Origin of the sequence: uncultured Aquitalea sp., from assembly GCF_945957525.1 — a bacterium.
Taxonomy (GTDB): domain Bacteria; phylum Pseudomonadota; class Gammaproteobacteria; order Burkholderiales; family Chromobacteriaceae; genus Aquitalea.
Genome location: NZ_CAMFLA010000001.1, coordinates 1 through 17719, shown reverse-complemented (window position 1 = coordinate 17719; position 17719 = coordinate 1). Strand labels below are relative to the sequence as shown.

Sequence of the window (17719 nt, the reverse complement as noted above, 5' to 3'; positions counted from 1 at the left end):
GGCCGCGATGACTGTTTCCATGCGCGGCATCTGCAAGGCTTTCGGGCCGGTCAAAGTGCTGGAGTCGGTGGATTTTGCCGTTGCAGCCGGTGAGATCCATGCGCTGATGGGTGAGAACGGCGCCGGCAAATCCACGCTGATGAAGATTCTCAGCGGCGTGTACAAGGCCGATGCCGGCGAGATCGTCATTGACGGCAGGCCGGCGCAGATCCGCTCCACCCGCGATGCCGAGTCGCACGGCATCGCCATCATCCATCAGGAGCTGAATCTGATTCCGCAGCTGACGGTGATGGAAAACCTGTTTCTTGGGCGAGAGCCCTCGCGCTTTGGTCTGATTGATCATGCGCGCATGCGGCGCGAGGCCGAAACCCAACTCAAGGCGCTGGGCGCGGGCGGCATAGATCCGGCTGCGGAGGCGGGCAGCCTGTCCATCGGCCAGCAGCAAATGGTGGAAATCGCCAAGGCGCTGGCCATGCGGGCGCGGGTGCTGATCATGGACGAGCCCACTGCGGCGCTGACCGATCGTGAGATCGAGGTGCTGTTCGGCCTGATGCGCCAGTTGCAAGCGCAGGGCGTAGCCATTGTGTATGTGTCGCACCGCATGGAAGAGATTTTCCGTATCTGCGACAAGATCAGCGTGCTGCGCGATGGTTGTTTCGTGGGAGAGCGCCGCATCGCCGATACCGGCTTCGACGAGGTGGTGCACCTGATGGTGGGCCGTGAGATCGGCGATCGCTTCCCGCGCCGCGAGAGCCGGCCTGGCGAGGTGAAACTGTCTGTGCGCGGCCTGGCCGACCACGGCCATGTGCGCGATATCAGCTTCGATGTGCGCGCCGGCGAGGTGCTGGGCGTGGCCGGGCTGATGGGGGCAGGCCGCTCGGAAATCCTCAAGACGCTGTTTGGCGTCAATCCGCGCGCGGCCGGCGAGGTCATGCTGGACGGCCAGCCGCTGACAGTGCGCCATCCGGGCGACGCCATCGCCGCCGGCATCGCTTTTGTTACGGAAGATCGCAAGGGCCAGGGGCTGGTGTTGGGCATGTCGGTGCGGGAAAACACCACCCTGGTGCATCTGGGCAAACACGCCCGCGCCGGCATGGTGAACGCCGCCAGCGAACGCGCTGCGGTGGACGGGCTGATCAAGCAGTTGCGCATTCGCACCCGCGATGCCGAGCTGGACGTGAAATCGCTGTCCGGCGGCAATCAGCAAAAGGTGGTGTTTGCCAAATGGTTGGCCGAACCGCCGCGCGTACTGCTGCTGGACGAACCGACCCGCGGCGTGGACGTGGGCGGCAAGGCCGAGATTTATCACATCATCAATCAGCTGGCGGCGGCCGGCGTCGCCATTGTCATGGTGTCGTCCGAGTTGCCGGAGGTGATGGCGATGAGCGATCGCATCCTCGTCATTCACGAAGGACGGCAGACCGGCCTGTTCGACGCAGCCGGCGCCACGCAGGAAACCATCATGGCGGCCGCCACCGGCGGCGACGCGCAAGCCGCCTGACCCCACACACAACGGAACAAGCTTTCATGACGCCACAACAAAAAGCCACCCTGCAAAAACTGGGGCCCTTCATCGCGCTGGTCATCGTGTCGGTGGGGCTGGCGGTGCTCAGCCCCGATTTCCTCACCATGGGCAACCTGCTGAACGTGATGCGCCAGGTGTCCATCAATGCCCTGATTGCTTTCGGCATGACGCTGGTCATCCTGCTGGGCGGCATCGATCTGTCGGTGGGCTCCATACTGGCGCTTTCCTCCGTCACCATCGCCACGCTGATCCAGTCCGGGCTCGATCCGCTGCTGGCCACCTTGCTGGGCGTGCTGGCCGGCGCGGCCATGGGCTTTGCCAACGGTCTGGTGATCAGTAAGGGCAAGGTGGCGCCTTTCATCGCCACGCTCGCGTCCATGACTATTCTGCGCGGCTTGTCGCTGGTGGTGTCCGGCGGCAGCCCCATCACCGGTTTCAACAGCGATCTGTTCTCCTTGCTGGGTGGCGGTTATGTGGCCGGGCTGATCCCGGTGCCGGTGGTGTGGATGCTGGTGATGTTCGGCCTGTTTGCCTTCCTGCTGAAAAAGACCGTCTTCGGCCGACATGTGTACGCCACCGGCGGCAATGAAGAGGCCGCGCGCCTCTCCGGCGTGAAGGTGGATCGCATCAAGGTGTGGGTGTATACGCTGTCCGGCGCCATGTCCGCCATGGCCGGCGTCATCCTCACCTCCCGCCTCAATTCGGCGCAGCCGACGGCGGGCACCGGTTACGAACTGGACGCCATTGCCGCCGTGGTGCTGGGCGGCACCAGTCTGACCGGCGGTCGCGGCTGGATCTTCGGCACGCTGATGGGCGCCTTGCTGATCGGCGTGCTCAACAACGGGCTCAATCTGCTGGGCGTGTCGTCCTTCTACCAGCAGGTGATCAAGGGCGTAGTGATTCTGCTGGCGGTGCTGATCGACCGCAGCGGCAAGAAGTAAAACCACAGGCCGAAGCATCGGCCGACTTTCGCAACGTTTGCTATCCGCTTTAGACAGAACTCAGGAGTGATGCACATGAATCGTCTCGTACACCCGCTGATGGCCGGCCTCTTGGTGCTGGGCATCGCCGCTTGTTCCAAGCAAGGCCCGGACAGCGCCGCCCCGGCTGCCGCCAGCGCACCCGCCGCCGCAAGCACTCAGGTGACTGTTGGCCTGGCCGTGTCCACGCTGAACAACCCCTTCTTTGTTTCCCTGCGCGACGGCGCCCAAGCCGAGGCCAAGAAGGAAGGCATTACGCTGATTACCGTTGATGCGCAGGACGATCCGGCCAAGCAGCAGGCCAGCGTGGAAGACCTGATCCAGAAGAAGGTGAACGTCATCCTGATCAACCCCACTGATTCAAGCGCCGTGGCCAATGTGGTGAAAGAAGCCACCGGCAAGGGCATCAAGGTGGTGTCGCTGGATCGTAGCGTCAACGGCGCGGAAGTCAGCGCCCACATCGCTTCGGACAACGTGGCGGGCGGCAAGATGGCCGGTGAGTTCCTGATGGAAAAACTGGGCGGCAAGGGCCGCATCGTCGAGCTGGAAGGCATCGCCGGCTCTTCCGCAGCGCGTGAACGCGGCGAGGGCTTCCACAAGGTGGTGGACGGCAAGGCCGATGTGAAGCTGCTGGCCAAGCAGCCGGCTGATTTCGATCGCGCCAAGGGCCTGTCGGTGATGGAAAACATCATTCAGGGCAACAAGGACATCCAGGGCGTGTTTGCGCACAACGACGAAATGGCGCTGGGTGCCTTGAAAGCCATTCAGGCCGCCGGCTTGAAGAACGTTGTTGTGGTGGGCTTTGACGCCACTGCCGATGCCGTGGCCTCGGTGAAGGCGGGCAATCTGGCCGCTACCGTGCAGCAGCAACCGGAACTGATCGGCCAGTACGGCGTGCAAACCGCCAAGAAACTGGTGGATGGCCAGCCGGTGGACAAGTTCATCCCGGTGCCGCTGAATCTGGTCAAGCAGTAACACCCATGCTCGCCCCCGATTTGGCGGGAGGAATCAAAAGCCCGTCTTGCCCTGCAAGACGGGCTTTTTCGCATTCTGGGGTGTCAACAGGCCATTGGGAGGAGACCGCCGTGTTTTGAGCCTTGAGGGCCAAGCGTAAGGTGATCCGCCTGCGTCAGATCAGCAAAGCGGCAGACCCGACGCCATTCGCTTGTAATACAATGTCGGCAGGCCTGACCCACCCCCGCCCGGGCCGACCCGGCGGGGGTTGTCGCGTCCGGGGCCGCCATTTCCGCCAACGTTTGCCGAAAGACTGCCGTGACTGCTTTCAAGCGCCTCACCATCGATGACATCGCCGCACTGGCCGGTGTTTCCCGCACCACCGCCAGCATGGTGCTGAACGGCCATGCGGGGCGCTATCGCATCTCGGCCGCCACGGTGGCGAGGGTGGAGCAGGTGGCGAAGGAGCATCACTTCAATCCCTCGCAGTCGGCGCGCTCCTTGCGCAGTCGTCGCAGCAACACTATCGGCCTGGTGATTCCCGATCTGACCAACTCCGCGCACGCTGCGTTGGCGCAGGCCATGGAAAACCAGTGTCGGGAACAGGATTTCCAGCTGGTGATGGTGACCAGCGATGAAGACCCGGAGCGGGAAACCGCCGGCATCGCGCATCTGGTGGCGCGGCAGGTGGACGGCATGGTGGTGGTGCCTTGCAGCAGCGACGCCGTTCGTTACCAGGCCTGGACCGGTCGTTTGCCGCTGGTGTTTGTCGATCGTCGCATCGACGGCAGCGGCATCCCTTCCGTGGTGACCGACGCCACTGGCATCGTGGCGGAGCTGATTGGCGCGCGGCTGGATGCCGGGTGCCGCGAAGTGGTGTTCTTCGGCGGCCAGGCCGATCTCTCGCCCAGCCGCGACCGGCTGCAAGGCTACCGCGAGGCCCTGCGCTTGCGCGGCGTGGCCGAGCCGCAGGACGGCGTCAGCCAGCGTGATTTCCAGCGCGAGTCCGGTTACGCAATGATGGCGGAATGGCATGAGCGGCACGGTCGAGTGCCGGAGGCGCTGTTTACCGCCTCGATAACCCTGCTGGAAGGGGTGCTGGCCTGGTTGAGCCGCCACAGCCGCCTGGGCGACGCGCCGGCGCAGCTGATGACGTTTGATGATCACTCCTTGCTGGACTGCCTGCCGCTGGCCATCGACGCCATCGTGCAGGACAGCGAGGCGCTGGCCCGCGCCAGTCTGGATCAGGTGTTTACCTTGCTGGCAGGACAGACGCTGGCGGAGCCGCAGCGCCGCGTGCGCGCCAGCATTCACGCTCGCCGGTTGCCGGGCTGATCCCGGGCGGTGAGGCCTGTTCAGAGCCCGGCCGCGGATCGTTGTTGCACGCATGGTAAAACCTGCATCGGGAAATACCCTTGGTGGCATTGTGAAAAGACGAATCTGTTTTCAGACTTTGCTATGATTGAACCTTGTCCATCGCTTTACTCAATCAGGACTTAAGCCGTTGTCATCCCGCCCGATCGCCATTTTGCAGTTGGCGGCCCTATATGCCGCCATCGGCGCGCTTTCCCTTTATGTGGCGATTCCGCCGGGCTATACCGTTCCCTTGTTCATTCCCGCTGGCCTGGCGCTGACTGCGCTGTTGCTGTGGGGGCGCAGCCTGTGGCCGGGCGTGCTGCTGGGCTCGCTGGGCATGCAGGTGATGGCCAATCTGCACGCGGTGGGTAGCCAACCGGATCCGTTCGTGCTGATGCTGGTGCCGCTGTCCGCCACGCTGCAGGCGCTGGCGGGCACATGGCTGGCCAGGCGGTGGGCTGGCTGGCCCAACCAGATGGATGCGCCGAGGCCAGTGCTGATCATGATGGCGCTGGTGATTCCACTCAGCTGCCTGATAGGGTCCGGCATCAGTGTCTCGCTGCTGGCGTTGCGCGGCATCATTCCGGTTGGCGAAGGTCTGTTCAATGGCTGGACCTGGTGGCTGGGCGACAGCATGGGTTGCATCCTGATGCTGCCCCTGATGCTGGCTCTCTTCGGCAAACCCCGTGCTGAGTGGCGCCGGCGGCGCAAAGCACTGGTGTTGCCGATGTTGCTGATGCTGCTGACCATGAGCGGGCTGTGCGTGCTGATCCATCGTTGGGAAAACGATAGGGTGCAGGCGCAATTCAATCGCGACGCGGGCCAGATCGAACACTTGCTGCGCAAGCGGCTGGAAATGCAGCTGGATGCCGTGCAGGCGCTGCAGCAACTGCAAGGCGTATCGCCGGCTGGCGGCGTTGAGCAATGGCGGCGGTATGCCGCGCCATGGCTGGCGCGCTTTCCCGGCACCCAGAGCCTGGGCTGGGCGCAGGTGGTGGAGCAGCATGAGCGCCAGCGCTTTGAGGCCGGGCTGCCGGATGGCCGCCGGCTGATGGACAGCGATGCCAAGGGCAGGATGCAACTCTCGCCCTTGCGGCGCACGTATCTGGCCATCCGTTTCATCGAACCCCTGGAAAACAATGCGCGTGCGCTGGGGCTGGATCTGGGCTCGGTGCCCAGCCTGGCCGCCACCGTGCGGGCGAGCATCGCCGCAGGCGCGCCAATGGCCAGCCCGGCCATTCATCTGGTGCAGGAAACCGCACAGCAAAAAGGCGTGGCGGTATATTTGCCGGTGTTCGCCGCCGCTTCGGAAGGCCGTGAGCGCGCCCTGCGCGGCGTGATCGCCAGTGTGTTCCGCATGGACGACCTGATGCAATCCGCCTTGCAGAATCAGGCGCGGGCCGATATCGAGGTGTGTCTGGTGGATCGCGACGGCGCGCCGGGGTTGCGTCGCCTGTCCGGCCCCGTGCATTGCGGGCAGCCTGGTTGGCTGAGCGGCCGGCCCGGGCTGGAGGCACCGTTGGAGTTTGCCGGCAGGCACTGGCAGCTGCGCTTGCGCGCCAGCAGCGTTTATATCCACGGTTTGCGCAGTTGGCTGGAGTGGATCACCTTCATCGTCGGGGTGGTCATGTGCGGGGTGTTCGGTGGTTTCATGCTCATCATGACCGGGCATACGCGGCGGGTGGAAAACATCGTCGGCGAGCGCACTGGCGAGTTGGCCGAGGCTAATCGCCAGTTGAAAGAGCAACTGGACGCTACCCGCAAGGCGGAGGCCAGCGTCAATTATCTGGCCATGCACGACAGCCTGACGGGGCTGCCCAATCGCGCCTGCTGGTTGACTCTGGCCGCGCAAGCCATGGAGGAGGCCGCGCGGCGCGAGCAGAAGCTGGCCGTGCTGTTTCTGGATCTGGACGAATTCAAGAACGTCAACGACAGCCTGGGCCACTCGGTGGGCGACCAGTTGCTGATCAGCGTGGCCGGCCGCTTGCGGCGGCCGGTGCCGCCGGGCGCCACTCTGGCGCGGCTGGGCGGCGACGAATTTGTCGTCTTGCTGCCGTACTCGGCCCGGGAGCAGATTGAGTCGCTGGGGCACCGTTTGCTGGCCCTGTTCCACCGGCCGGTGATGGTGGATCAGCACGAGTTGCGCACTACCGCCAGTATCGGGGTGGCGCTGTATCCGGACGACGGGCGCGACGCGGAGCAGTTGTTGCGCCACGCTGATCTGGCCATGTACGCCGCCAAGGCTGCCGGACGCGATACCCTGCGCTATTTCGCGGCCAGGATGAACGAGCAGGCCGTGGAGCGCTTGACGCTGGAGCGCGATCTGCGACGCGCGCTACAGGATGATATCAGCCAGTTCTTCCTGCATTTCCAACCCCAGGTGGATGCGCAAAACGGTCGCATCGTCGGTTGCGAGGCGCTGGTGCGCTGGCGTCACCCGCAGCGCGGTCTGATGATGCCGGGCGATTTCATCGAGCTGGCGGAGCGTACCGGGCTGATTGTGCCTTTGGGTAAGCAAGTGTTGAATCTGGCCTGCTTGCAATATGAAGCCTGGGCGAGGCGCGGCCAGCCCTTGCCGGTGTCGGTCAACCTGTCGCTGTTGCAAATGGAACGCAGCGACCTGGCCGGTCATGTGCGGCATCTGCTGACGCTTTACCAAGTGCCGCCGGGTGGTCTGGAGCTGGAGTTGACCGAGAGTGCGGTGATGAACGACAGCGAAGAGAGCCTGCAGCGCTTCCAGTCCTTGAAAGAGATGGGGTGCCGCTTTGCCGTGGATGATTTTGGCACGGGTCACTCCTCGCTGGCGCGTTTGCAGCGTTATCCCATCGATCGCCTGAAGATAGACCGCGCCTTTGTGCAAAAGCTGCCGGGGCACGACGGCGATGAAGCGGTAGTGCGCGCCACCTTGTCATTGGCGCGCGATCTGGGCATGGAAGTGGTGGCCGAAGGCGTGGAAACGCAGGAACAACTGGAAGCGCTGTTGAAAATGGGCTGCCAGTTGATGCAGGGCTATTGGTTCGCCAAACCAATGTCGGCGGAGGAGTTGGACGTGCTGCGGGCGAGCAATACTTTCGTCCTGGCCCGATAGCAGCAGCGTTGCGGCCGATGGCAAGCCCGCTTGGGCAGGTTTGCCGAAAGGCCGCGCGCATGGCCGCCACCCTCGGGTCAAGGCCAGAACAGTCGGCCGTCAGGTCAGCGTTTTTTCCAGCAGACAGAGACTGAGCGCCGTGCCAAGCGGCGAGCCGACCGACGCCTCCCAGGGAAAAGCCGCGGTTTCGCCGGTGGGCAGATAGCCGCGTCGCGCGTAATAGGCGATCAGCTCCGGGCGCTGCGCCACGACGCTCATGCACGTTTTGCGACAGGACCAACGCGCTTGCGCTTCCCGTTCAGCCCACGCCAGCATCTCTCGCCCCAGGCCTTGACCCTGCGCCGCGGTGTCCACCGCAAACATGCCGATGCTGGCACTCTCCTTGTCGCCTTGCAGATGCAGGCAAGCGAGCAGATGGCCGTCGGCTGTCACCTTCAACGCCATGATGCTGCCTGTTTGTTGCAACGCGCTCTTCACCTGCTCCGCGCTGGCGCGTTGCCCGGCGACAAGGTGCGACTCATGGGTCCAGCCTTCCCGGCCCGGTGGCGGCCGGTAGGCAAGATTCAGCAAATCGGCAATGGCCTGGGCATCTTCCAGGGCGGCGTGTCTGATCGTGGCTGTCATGGGTGGGCCGGCAAGCGTAAAATGCCATGCTAATGGTCGGGCCTGCCGTATGCCAAGTCCGGCATTCTTTCATCCAGCAGCCCAGTCCGGGTTGCGCGGGAGAGTAATGGTGAAAATCGCAGTCCGTTCCGTCGTCGAACTCTTGCACCAGGCAGGCAGCGCCACGCTGGCCACGCATTCCACACAAACTCCCGGTTACCCTTATGCCACGGTATTGCCGTACGCGCTGGATGAGCGACACCGCCCCTTGTTGCTGGTCAGCCTGTTGGCCGAACACACGCGCAACTTGCTGGCGGATGCCCGCTGCAGCCTGTCGGTGGCGGAGCCCGGCGTGGAGGATGTGCAGGCCCATGCGCGTTTGACCCTGCTGGCGGATGCGGAGCAGGTGGCGCTGACTCAGGCCGAAACGGCGCGGCTCAGCCGTTATTTGCCGGCTGCACCGGACCTGTTGCAGCTGGATTTCATCGTGATGCGGCTCAATCCGCTGCGCGCGCGTTACATTGGCGGGGTGGGGCGCATGGGCTGGGTCGAAGGCGCTGAGCTGGCTGCGCTGCCGCCCATGGAGGCTGAGCGGGAAAACGCCTTGTTGGCCGAAATGGCCGGCAAGATTCCGCAGGAGGTTACGGTACTGGGTTTGGATGCCTGGGGCGCCGACTATGTGACTGCCGGTGCGCCGGGACGGAGCCGCTTCTGGTGGCCGGAAGGGCGAAGCGAGCAAGACATGGCGGCTGCCTTGATCGCGGGACTGGCCGTGTAAGCCTCGATTTGCGCCGGCATGCGGCTGGATAAAACAAAACCGCCCTCAAGGGCGGTTTTGTTTTACGCATGGTGGTTTGCCGGCGGTGATTTAAAAACGCTCCACCGGCAGCAAGTAACGCCAGTTGTCAGGCTTCAGATCGCCAGTAGCCAGGCGGCCGATGCGGCTGCAACGCACCGACAGAGGCAGCAGGCCGGCTTGGCGACAAAGCTCGGCTGCGCTGAGACCGCGCAACTGGGCTGGCAATACCAGACGAACCTGCCGGTCGCTCTGGCGGGAGATCTTCGCGCCGCGCGGGAGTTTTGCCGCGGCAAAATCCGCCTGCAACTGCGCCAGGGGCGGGGCGGACGCTACCTGCACCAGATACTCGGCTTCGCAATCGGCCAGGCGTTTTGTTTGCGTGCGATCCTGCGTCAGCGCAATCAGGCCGCACTCGCCGTCGCCCAGCGCGCCGGCCGCCTGCAATTTGTGCCACGGACGTGGGCGCCAGTGCATTTCCGACGCATCGCCGGCGCTTTGATTGTCGGCGCGGCAGAGGGCGGCAAAATCGGCAGCCGCGCCATCTGCCCGGTACAGCAGCAAGCTGACCGAGCTTTCGGCCAACCTTTCCAGCGCGCCGGCCAGTTCCACCTGCTGATCCGGCATGACGCGACTGCCCAAGGCTTGTACGACCACTCCGTCCACCTTCACCAGCCCTTGTTCGATAAGGCGATCCGCCTCGCTGCGCGAGCACATGCCCAGCTCCGCCATGCGTTTGGACAGGCGAATGGATTGATCGGTCATGGCGGCTCCTGAGCGCGGGAATGGGAGCAGGATTATCATCTCAAGGACGCGGGAGCGCAAACTGGGGGAGTGTGGTCGCAGCGTATTATTTGTGATTGAGCAACACGCTGGCGCTGGAGGACATCACTCCCAGCGTGTTTTTTTGATTTTCCTCTTTGTCGAATATGGCATCTTTATATTTCTCCGGTGTTTGGTAAACCTCTCTTTGCGCCGATCTTGTTTTTGCGATTGCTTTATTATGATGGCGCTGGTTTTTACTTGAAATTTATCAATAGAGTTGCCCGGGCTGTAATCGAACCTGGTTGCACAATGTTCTCCATTTGCCGCACCCTGGCGTAAAGCTGGAGCGTGGTTGTTTTTTTACTGGCGGAGATATCCGACTTTACCCAGTTAGTGGTCAGGTCATTTGCACGCAATAAAGGCTGACGAGTAACGCCGTCCGCTTTTAATAACTCAACCGCTACGCCAGCAGCGCTATCTTGCGATGTTTGCCCCGCCAGCAGATCTGTTTGTCCGGGATAGGTGATGTCCGGCTGAAATCCAAAGTAAACGCCTCCGGTGCTACCCATGCCGGGACATGTCAGCGAGACTTGGAACGGAACGGGGATGGACGAGTATCGGGTACCGTTGCTCGGGAAATTTTTCAGCGGCAGGTTTCCCAGATCTACTTGGGAAGGCAGTACCGGGGGGTAGCAAGGGGATGTGGTGACTTGCAAGGGGTTGAGCTGGAAGTAGCCTAAGCGGGTAGACCACGGGCCTGACCAAGGACCCGTTAACGTGGCGCCATCATACTCCAGGAACCAGGAGACGCGGTTAAAGCCCCCAATACTCACGCTGGATCCTGCATCAGCATTCTTCTGTAATTCCGCAGTAATGGTCATCGGTGTGATGGCTCGCAGTTTGTTGAGCGTTACCGTATATGTATTACGCGCGCCGTCGCGTAAGGGGAGGCTGGCACTGCCATCCAGTGGTTCTCCCTTCTCGTTTGTGCTCGGAATGGCGTTTGGCAGGGTTATCGCGAAACTGCCCTTGCTTTGCGGAATGGACATGATGGTTTCATGTGCCGTGCCCTTACCATAAGTGAACTTGACGTTTACCGCCGCTGATGAGGTGTTGAGAAAATAGGGATAGAGTGCCGCATTGCGTTCGTTGGGGTCGGTGGCGTCTGCTTTGAAGCGGAACACGATATCGCCAGGAGTTGAACAGATCAGGATCGGTTTATTGCCGTCGTTCAGACCGCTGGCTGCAGGTGCTTGCCAGACTGCAGTCTGGAATATGGCGCCGTTGCTGGCGCCGTAAGGAACCGCAATACTGGCAGGAAAAGACACGATATTGGTGGTGTCTTTCCATATATGGTCGCAATTTGCTTGTGCGGCAGAGACCGTATTGGCGCTGAGCACGGCTGACAGGCCCAATACGACGCTTGCGATGCAACGAGAGTGATATATGAGTGGGATACGCATGGTGTTGACTGTTGTGTTGCGCGGAGTCGGCGCAAACCGGCTCCGCTGGTGTGGATTCAACCGCGGGGACGCACCTTGCTGAGCGACATGGCTTGCCCCAGCCCGCTTCCCGGTTTGCAAACCAGCTGCAACAAGGGCACATCGTCTGCGGAAGCGGAGGGTGGCAGGCTGTAATCGAAGCTGCAGTTCTGTTTCGGGCCATTGCCCCAGCGCGCAGTCAGGCTGCCCTTGTCTGCCGCCACTCTTACCCATGACCGTCCACCCTGTCCGACAACGCCCACGCTGTCGCCCTGATCGTTGAGGATGTCCGTGCCGGCCGGCAATGCCTGGCCGTCTGGCTGGGTAAGGTCGATGAGCGCGCTTCGGCCAACCTGCGTGTTGAAGCGCAGTTTGACCGATGCCCCGTCATAGGGCGTGACGATCTGGCTGGTTTGTCTGAGCTCGACGCTGGAGGGCAGGCCTTCGGGGGAAAGCGAGACCTCGTTGCGCCGGTAGGAGGACAGATAGGGGGCAATGGCATAGCCGCGGCTGTCAACGCGGGTGTTGCCGGCATTGAGCACCTTGGCGCCGGAGGCGTTGGGCGCTTCGATGATGGCGAAGGATTCGCCCACGCTTTGTCCCAGCGTAATGCCGCCGGCGTGACCGACAATGCTGCCGCTGATGCCGAAGGACAGCTGGTTGTTGTCGCCGCTGCGCGAGGCTGAGGCCTGCACCGTGCCGAAACCGGTCTGCGCCGAGCCGCTGACGCCGAGACTGTTTTGCCGGTTCTGGCCGTCATGGCCGGCGTAAATACCGTAGGAGGCCGAGTTTTCTTCGCCCAGCGCGCCGCTGAGGCTGGTTTGCAGCGATGTGGCACCGCTGCCGCTTGTCAGACTGCTGGTGCTGGTAAGCGGCCGTTTGCCGGCCTTGCCCAATTGCACCGTGACGCCCAGGTAGATCATGGTTTGGCGTCCGCTTTGCGCATTAAGGGTACGGGTGGCGCTGCCGGAGAGGCTCCAGCCGGAGAAACTATGGCTATAGCCTGCTTGCAGCTGGTTGACGCGGCCGGTTTGACCCCATTGCTCCTGCGTGGAGCCGGTGAGTGTCAGCTGGCTGTTGTTGAAAACCTGTTGACCGAGGGTGAGGTCAAAGCGGCTTTTCTGACGTGACAGGGCGCCGATATCGCCATTGCCGTCATGGGCCATTGTTTGCAGTTGGGCCGCATCGCGCAAGGAGAGGTAGCCCTGTGAGGAATAGCGATAGGCGGCCAGAGAGATACTGGTCTGCGTCGGCTGATAACGATAGCTGTGGCTGAGTCGCAAGCTCCAGCCGTGATAGCGCTGCTGGTTGTCTAGGCGGGTCCGGGACAGCGACAAGTCGGCCGCGAAAGCGCCGACTGTGGTGTTCATGCTACCGCCGCCCATAACGGCCTGATGCAGGCCGGCCAGCTGTGCGCCGCCATAAGCGGTAACGAAGTTGGACACCCCGCGGCTGTAGGAGAGTTCGGCAAACAAAGGCTTGTCTTGCAGCGCGTTATCGCGCAGGCGGCCCATTGTGGCGCTGTAACGGCTTATGCCTTGCCGCAGCATGTTGGGCGCTGCCGCATAGGGCACCAGGAAGGAGCGCGAGGTGCCGTTGGACTCGGTGACGGTGACCTTGATGTCGCCGCCGTAGCCGGTGGGGTAGAGATCGTTGAATTCGAAGGGGCCGGGCGGGACCGCGCTTTCCAGCAGCAGCGTGTCGCCCTGGGTAATTCGTACATTGGCCTGCGACAGTGCGATGCCCTGGATGACTGGCGCGTAATCGCGCTCGGTGTCGGGCGACATGCGGTCTTCCGAAGCGAGGGAGAGTCCGGTGTAGCTGAGGCTGTCGAAATAGCGGCCAGAGGTGAAGGATTCGCCGGCCACCAGCTTGCTTTGAATATCGGTAAGACTGGTTTGCAAATAGGTTCTGACCGTGCGCCATTGTGCGGGCAGCCCGCTGTTGTGGGTGTAATTGCTTTCCGCGCGCAGTTGGAAGCGGCCCAGATTGGCACCGGTGTTCAGGTTCAGGAAATGACTGAACTGACCGTTTTGTTCATAGCTGTTGAGATTGTAATTGGCGTAGACAGCGGCAACGCCTCGATCCCACAGGCTGGGATTGGTGGCACCGCGCCGGTTTCTTTGCAACAGGGCTTGCGGGATTTGCAGGTCAAGTCGTTGCACGGACGTGTCGAAGCTGCTGGAGGCTTCCGGCCATAGGTTTTCCAGTGTTTGGCACAAGGCGCCGTCCTGCTCGAAACGGGCGCGCTGTTTGAGGTTCAGCTTGGCCAGATTGAGGCCCAGCTTGTCCAGCATTGCCAGGGTGAAGCAGGCATGTGCCTGGCGTTCGTCCTTCTGAGCGATAAAGCGGATGTCGTCCGACAGTACCGGGAATTTATTGATGTAGATGTCGACGGCATAGGTGCCCGGTTCCACCGGGTTGTCGAGCGCAAAACGCGACAGGTCGACCTTGTCGGGCGACTGGATGAAAGCGTCGTTGAATTCGACTGGCGCGTCCGCCGCCACCGCATGTGTGGCCTGCAGGAGAACGGCCACGGCCAGGGCAATGGCCGTGGGGCGTATGGACAGGCAGGGCACCGTCTGCTTGCCATGATGATTACGGCAGGGCATGAGGCACCTTGGAGTCGCTCAGGGTGGCGCCGATATCGTTGATCAGGCTGAAATCGACCTGATCGATGCGGGCGGGGAGCGTGGCACCAGGGACCGCATCGAAAGTGGCGCTGGCGAAGGGCGGCACCATATCGGAGACTAGTTCAATGCGCTTGCCGGCGGATACTGCGTGCGCATTAAGAAACGAAGCATGGTATGGCGTGGGATTGTCTACGCGAACCACATAACGGTTGCCAGCTTTTTCCACGCTCATGCTGAGTTGTTTGCCCAGCTCTTGGGGCGCTTCCGCCAGCGCAGCGGGGCGGAAGAAAAATTTGACCCTGGTGCGCAGCGCCAACTGCAGCATGTTTTTGCTGTCGGTTTCGGGTTTGGGGGGAATTTCCAGCACATTCAGGTAGTACACCGACTCGCGGTCTTGCGGCATGGCTTCGCCGGTATAGCGCACGCGCAGCACTTGGCCTTGCCCTTCGTTGATGCGGAAGATGGGCGGCGTGATGGCAAACGGCACTTTCTGTTGCGTCAGCGGCTTTTCCGTACCGTCGTCCAGCCAGGCTTGCACCAGTAGCGGCCCCTTGCCTTCATGGCTCAAGCGGATGCGCTGCTCTTTCTCGCTTGCGTTGTAAACGAAACGGGTGCCGTACAGCATGACGGCCGCGGACGCATGACTGGCAAGCAAGCTTGCGCAGAGCAGAACGGTGGCGAAGAGCGTGGTGAGCGGTTTCATGAGGGCTTCGGGGATGGTGATTGACCGGAATGTCTGACGCACATGGCAGGGCCGCCGGAGCTGCCGGCGGCCCTGAGCCTGCTTACTGGTAAGACAGGGTGTAGGTGGTTTGCGCGTTGGCGCTACCGGTGGTAGCGGTGCCGGTAGCGATGTACCAGGCGCTGTAGTTCAGCGTTGCGTTGCCGCTGCTCAGCGTCTGGAAGGAGCTGGCCGGAACCGGCTGGCCGAACTTGTTTTCAACGTTGCTGCTGTCGAAGATGGCAACCTGAACGTTCTGGGCGACATCGGCGGCGGCGGTCAGGTTGAGATGGCCAGTGGTGAGATCTGCCTGACCGGACTCAAACTTGGCGGCTACCTTGGTGGCGGAGCCGGTACAACCCGTCAGCGAGATCGCAAACTGGGTCTGACCAGCCATCTGGCCTGCGGTGGCCAGGGCGTTGGCCGGCACGTTGCCCATGTTGACGGTCAGGTTTTGGCTACCGGCGTTAATCACGCAGGTATTGGCGACAACGTTGCCGACGAAGTCAATGGTGCCGTCGGCAGCCATGGCTTGAGCGGAGAAGGCGAAAGTAGCGAGGGCGATTGCGGTCAGAGCTTTCATGATTTTCCTTGGGGTTAAGTTTTCACCTTCCCTGCTGATACAAGTACTTTTGGGCAGTTGCCTGGGATGGATGAATACGGTTTTTTTCGGCCTGTGAATGATCCAAGCTGAGGGCGGGGTAAGTCATTAAGATCATTGCCATTTCAGTTGTCGGAAAATACTTATTCCAATGCGTTTGAAGTGTTTGCCAGCGTCCGTGGAGGGTAATGCTTATGTCATTAATTAATTGTAATTAATGCTGTTTGAGTTGACTGTGATGTGCTGGGGGCTGCCAAGGCCTGGAAGGTGCGCGGCCGAGGCGTGGTGCGCGTAATAAAGGTCAGGAAACGAAGAAAACCGACGTGGGTGGTAGCGCTTGGCGATGGATTGGTTTTGAAGAGGAGGGGGCTTTGCTGGGGGGCTGCCCAGGGCGGGGTATGGGGAATGTGGGCTGCTGGCTGCAGCAGGCCTTACTCGCGAGGGGCGTGTTACGCACCTCTGCGCGATAGGGAACCAGACGCGGTGCGGGCTAAGCTGCTGCGAAGGGTAATGTCCGCGAGGCCGGCGGTGCGTGCGAAGCGCCGGCCAAGGCGGGGCGAGGCCGGGTGTGTGGGGGAACGATGGCGGGAGACTACCAGTTGGTTTCGCGGTCCGGCGTCGCGGTGATCTGATGGATGGATAGGTCCGCGCCGTTGAATTCCTCTTCATCGCTCAGGCGAATGCCTACCAGCTTGCGCAAGACACCATAGACGACATAGCCGCCGACAAACCCTACCAGTACGCCGCCCAGCGTGCCGATCAGTTGCGAAGCAAGGCTGATGGTGCCGACGCCGCCCAGCCATTGTTGGCCGAACAGGCCGGCGGCGATACCGCCCCAGGCACCGCATAGGCCGTGCAGGGGCCACACGCCCAGCACATCGTCGATTTTCCAGCGGTTTTGCGTCTGGGTGAACATCCAGACAAACAGCGCGCCGGCGATCAAGCCCACCATCAGCGCGCCCAGCGGGTGCATGATGTCGGAGCCGGCGCACACCGCCACCAGGCCGGCCAGCGGGCCGTTATGGATGAAGCCGGGGTCGTTCTTGCCGGCCACCATGGCGCTGAGGGTGCCGCCCACCATGGCCATCAGCGAGTTCATCGCTACCAGGCCGGAAATGGCGCCCAAGCGCTGGGCGCTCATTACGTTGAAGCCGAACCAGCCGACGATCAGGATCCAGGCGCCCAGCGCGAGGAAGGGGATGGATGACGGCGGATGCGCCGAGACGCGACCTTCCCGTGTATAGCGTCCACGGCGGGGGCCGAGGTGGAGCACGGCTGCCAGGCCGATCCAGCCGCCGACGGCATGGACTACCACTGAGCCGGCAAAGTCATGGAATGGTTGGCCGAAGGCATGGGTCAGCGCGTCCTGGATGCCGAAGTGGTTGTTCCAGGCCACGCCCTCAAAGAAGGGGTAGACCAGCCCTACCAGCAGGAAGGTGGCGGCTGATTGCGGGTGGAAACGGGCGCGTTCGGCGATGCCGCCGGAAACGATGGCCGGAATGGCGGCGGCAAAGGTAAGCAGGAAGAAAAACTTCACCAGCTCGTAGCCGTTGAGGCTGGCGAGGTGTCCGGCGTCGTGAAAGAAGGTGACGCCGTAGGCGACGGTATAGCCGACGAAGAAATAGGCGATGGCGGAGACGGCGAAGTCGGTGAGGATTTTCACTAGCGCGTTGACCTGGTTTTTCTTGCGCACCGTGCCCAGCTCCAGAAAGGCGAAGCCGGCATGCATGGCCAGGATCATGATGGCTCCGAGCAGGAGAAAGAGTACGTCTGATGGCGTGGCGATCTGCATGTTCCGTCCCTGTTGCATTGTGTGTTTTGCACTGCAATAAGCAATAGGAGTGCCAGAACAGGGCATTGCGCACCAAGAACAGGAAGATATGCACTAAAAGCGGGATTGAATGCGGCGGCGACTGCCGTTGGATGGCTTGGCTGGCGGTTGTGAACCATACTGGTGCGGCATGTGCACCAAGATGGCGTTTTGCGGTTTTTTTTGGTGCGGGCAAGTGGGAAAGCAAAAAGGCCAGCTCGTTGAGCTGGCCTTGATGTTTGGTGGCGAATCAGGGACTCGAACCCCGGACCTGCGGATTATGATTCCGTCGCTCTAACCGACTGAGCTAATTCGCCGCGAAGCCTGACAGGTCAAACTTCTTGAAGAGAGTGGTGGCGAATCAGGGACTCGAACCCCGGACCTGCGGATTATGATTCCGTCGCTC

13 protein-coding genes and 1 tRNA gene are annotated in these 17719 nt (G+C 62.0%); 6 read left to right on the top strand and 8 right to left on the bottom strand.

What is annotated here, in order from left to right:
• Window positions 1–7: 7 nt before the first annotated feature.
• The 5 genes from Q0P52_RS00070 to Q0P52_RS00050 all read left to right on the top strand — a co-directional run bounded on the left by Q0P52_RS00070 (window position 8) and on the right by Q0P52_RS00050 (window position 7903).
• Window positions 8–1501 (top strand): sugar ABC transporter ATP-binding protein, encoded by a 1494-nt coding sequence (locus tag Q0P52_RS00070; protein WP_293766294.1) that lies wholly within the window; start codon window positions 8–10, stop codon window positions 1499–1501.
• A 26-nt stretch (window positions 1502–1527) separates the two neighbouring features.
• Window positions 1528–2466: a ribose ABC transporter permease gene (rbsC, locus tag Q0P52_RS00065; RefSeq protein ID WP_293766293.1), complete on the top strand. Its 939-nt coding sequence runs from the start codon at window positions 1528–1530 to the stop codon at window positions 2464–2466.
• A gap of 75 nt (window positions 2467–2541) precedes the next feature.
• Complete coding sequence (gene rbsB, locus Q0P52_RS00060; protein WP_293766292.1) at window positions 2542–3480, top strand: ribose ABC transporter substrate-binding protein RbsB; 939 nt, start codon at window positions 2542–2544, stop codon at window positions 3478–3480.
• Between the two features lie 297 nt (window positions 3481–3777).
• Window positions 3778–4794 carry a substrate-binding domain-containing protein gene (locus Q0P52_RS00055; RefSeq protein WP_293766291.1) on the top strand — a complete coding sequence of 339 codons (1017 nt, stop codon included), beginning with the start codon at window positions 3778–3780 and terminating at the stop codon, window positions 4792–4794.
• Between the two features lie 169 nt (window positions 4795–4963).
• Entirely contained in the window at window positions 4964–7903 is a 2940-nt protein-coding gene (locus Q0P52_RS00050) for an EAL domain-containing protein (RefSeq protein WP_293766290.1), read from the top strand.
• A 99-nt stretch (window positions 7904–8002) separates the two neighbouring features.
• Here the strand turns inward: Q0P52_RS00050 and Q0P52_RS00045 are convergent, their stop codons facing one another.
• Complete coding sequence (locus tag Q0P52_RS00045; protein ID WP_293766289.1) at window positions 8003–8527, bottom strand: GNAT family N-acetyltransferase; 525 nt, start codon at window positions 8525–8527, stop codon at window positions 8003–8005.
• A 106-nt stretch (window positions 8528–8633) separates the two neighbouring features.
• Between Q0P52_RS00045 and Q0P52_RS00040 the strand changes: the two genes are divergently transcribed.
• A complete protein-coding gene (locus Q0P52_RS00040; protein WP_293766288.1) occupies window positions 8634–9284 on the top strand; it encodes a pyridoxamine 5'-phosphate oxidase family protein in 651 nt (216 codons plus the stop codon).
• Between the two features lie 90 nt (window positions 9285–9374).
• Here Q0P52_RS00040 and Q0P52_RS00035 read toward each other — a convergent pair whose 3' ends face one another.
• The 7 genes from Q0P52_RS00035 to Q0P52_RS00005 all read right to left on the bottom strand — a co-directional run bounded on the left by Q0P52_RS00035 (window position 9375) and on the right by Q0P52_RS00005 (window position 17630).
• On the bottom strand, window positions 9375–10067 hold the full coding sequence (locus Q0P52_RS00035) for a S4 domain-containing protein (protein ID WP_293766287.1): 693 nt from the start codon (window positions 10065–10067) through the stop codon (window positions 9375–9377).
• 254 nt (window positions 10068–10321) lie between these two features.
• Window positions 10322–11530, bottom strand: a complete 1209-nt coding sequence (locus tag Q0P52_RS00030; protein WP_293766286.1) for a fimbrial protein — start codon at window positions 11528–11530, stop codon at window positions 10322–10324.
• A gap of 56 nt (window positions 11531–11586) precedes the next feature.
• The gene (locus tag Q0P52_RS00025) at window positions 11587–14160 is read right to left on the bottom strand and encodes a fimbria/pilus outer membrane usher protein (protein WP_293766285.1); all 2574 of its coding nucleotides are present in this window, start codon (window positions 14158–14160) and stop codon (window positions 11587–11589) included.
• Window positions 14147–14884 carry a fimbria/pilus periplasmic chaperone gene (locus Q0P52_RS00020; protein WP_293766284.1) on the bottom strand — a complete coding sequence of 246 codons (738 nt, stop codon included), beginning with the start codon at window positions 14882–14884 and terminating at the stop codon, window positions 14147–14149. The genes Q0P52_RS00025 and Q0P52_RS00020 overlap by 14 nt, the downstream gene beginning before the upstream one ends.
• An 82-nt stretch (window positions 14885–14966) precedes the next feature.
• Window positions 14967–15485 carry a fimbrial protein gene (locus Q0P52_RS00015; protein ID WP_293766283.1) on the bottom strand — a complete coding sequence of 173 codons (519 nt, stop codon included), beginning with the start codon at window positions 15483–15485 and terminating at the stop codon, window positions 14967–14969.
• A gap of 610 nt (window positions 15486–16095) precedes the next feature.
• The gene (locus Q0P52_RS00010) at window positions 16096–17295 is read right to left on the bottom strand and encodes an ammonium transporter (RefSeq protein ID WP_293766282.1); all 1200 of its coding nucleotides are present in this window, start codon (window positions 17293–17295) and stop codon (window positions 16096–16098) included.
• Between the two features lie 258 nt (window positions 17296–17553).
• Window positions 17554–17630 (bottom strand) — tRNA-Met (locus Q0P52_RS00005).
• Between the last annotated feature and the right edge of the window lie 89 nt (window positions 17631–17719).

What these genes read in the sequence shown, in the direction of transcription:
- Q0P52_RS00040 (WP_293766288.1), top strand. Translation starts at nt 8,634, where the DNA reads ATGGTGAAAATCGCAGTCCGTTCCGTCGTCGAACTCTTGCACCAGGCA.
- rbsC (WP_293766293.1), top strand. Translation starts at nt 1,528, where the DNA reads ATGACGCCACAACAAAAAGCCACCCTGCAAAAACTGGGGCCCTTCATC.
- Q0P52_RS00010 (WP_293766282.1), bottom strand. Translation starts at nt 17,295, where the DNA reads ATGCAGATCGCCACGCCATCAGACGTACTCTTTCTCCTGCTCGGAGCC.
- Q0P52_RS00045 (WP_293766289.1), bottom strand. Translation starts at nt 8,527, where the DNA reads ATGACAGCCACGATCAGACACGCCGCCCTGGAAGATGCCCAGGCCATT.
- rbsB (WP_293766292.1), top strand. Translation starts at nt 2,542, where the DNA reads ATGAATCGTCTCGTACACCCGCTGATGGCCGGCCTCTTGGTGCTGGGC.
- Q0P52_RS00035 (WP_293766287.1), bottom strand. Translation starts at nt 10,067, where the DNA reads ATGACCGATCAATCCATTCGCCTGTCCAAACGCATGGCGGAGCTGGGC.
- Q0P52_RS00030 (WP_293766286.1), bottom strand. Translation starts at nt 11,530, where the DNA reads ATGCGTATCCCACTCATATATCACTCTCGTTGCATCGCAAGCGTCGTA.
- Q0P52_RS00015 (WP_293766283.1), bottom strand. Translation starts at nt 15,485, where the DNA reads ATGAAAGCTCTGACCGCAATCGCCCTCGCTACTTTCGCCTTCTCCGCT.
- Q0P52_RS00025 (WP_293766285.1), bottom strand. Translation starts at nt 14,160, where the DNA reads ATGCCCTGCCGTAATCATCATGGCAAGCAGACGGTGCCCTGCCTGTCC.
- Q0P52_RS00070 (WP_293766294.1), top strand. Translation starts at nt 8, where the DNA reads ATGACTGTTTCCATGCGCGGCATCTGCAAGGCTTTCGGGCCGGTCAAA.
- Q0P52_RS00020 (WP_293766284.1), bottom strand. Translation starts at nt 14,884, where the DNA reads ATGAAACCGCTCACCACGCTCTTCGCCACCGTTCTGCTCTGCGCAAGC.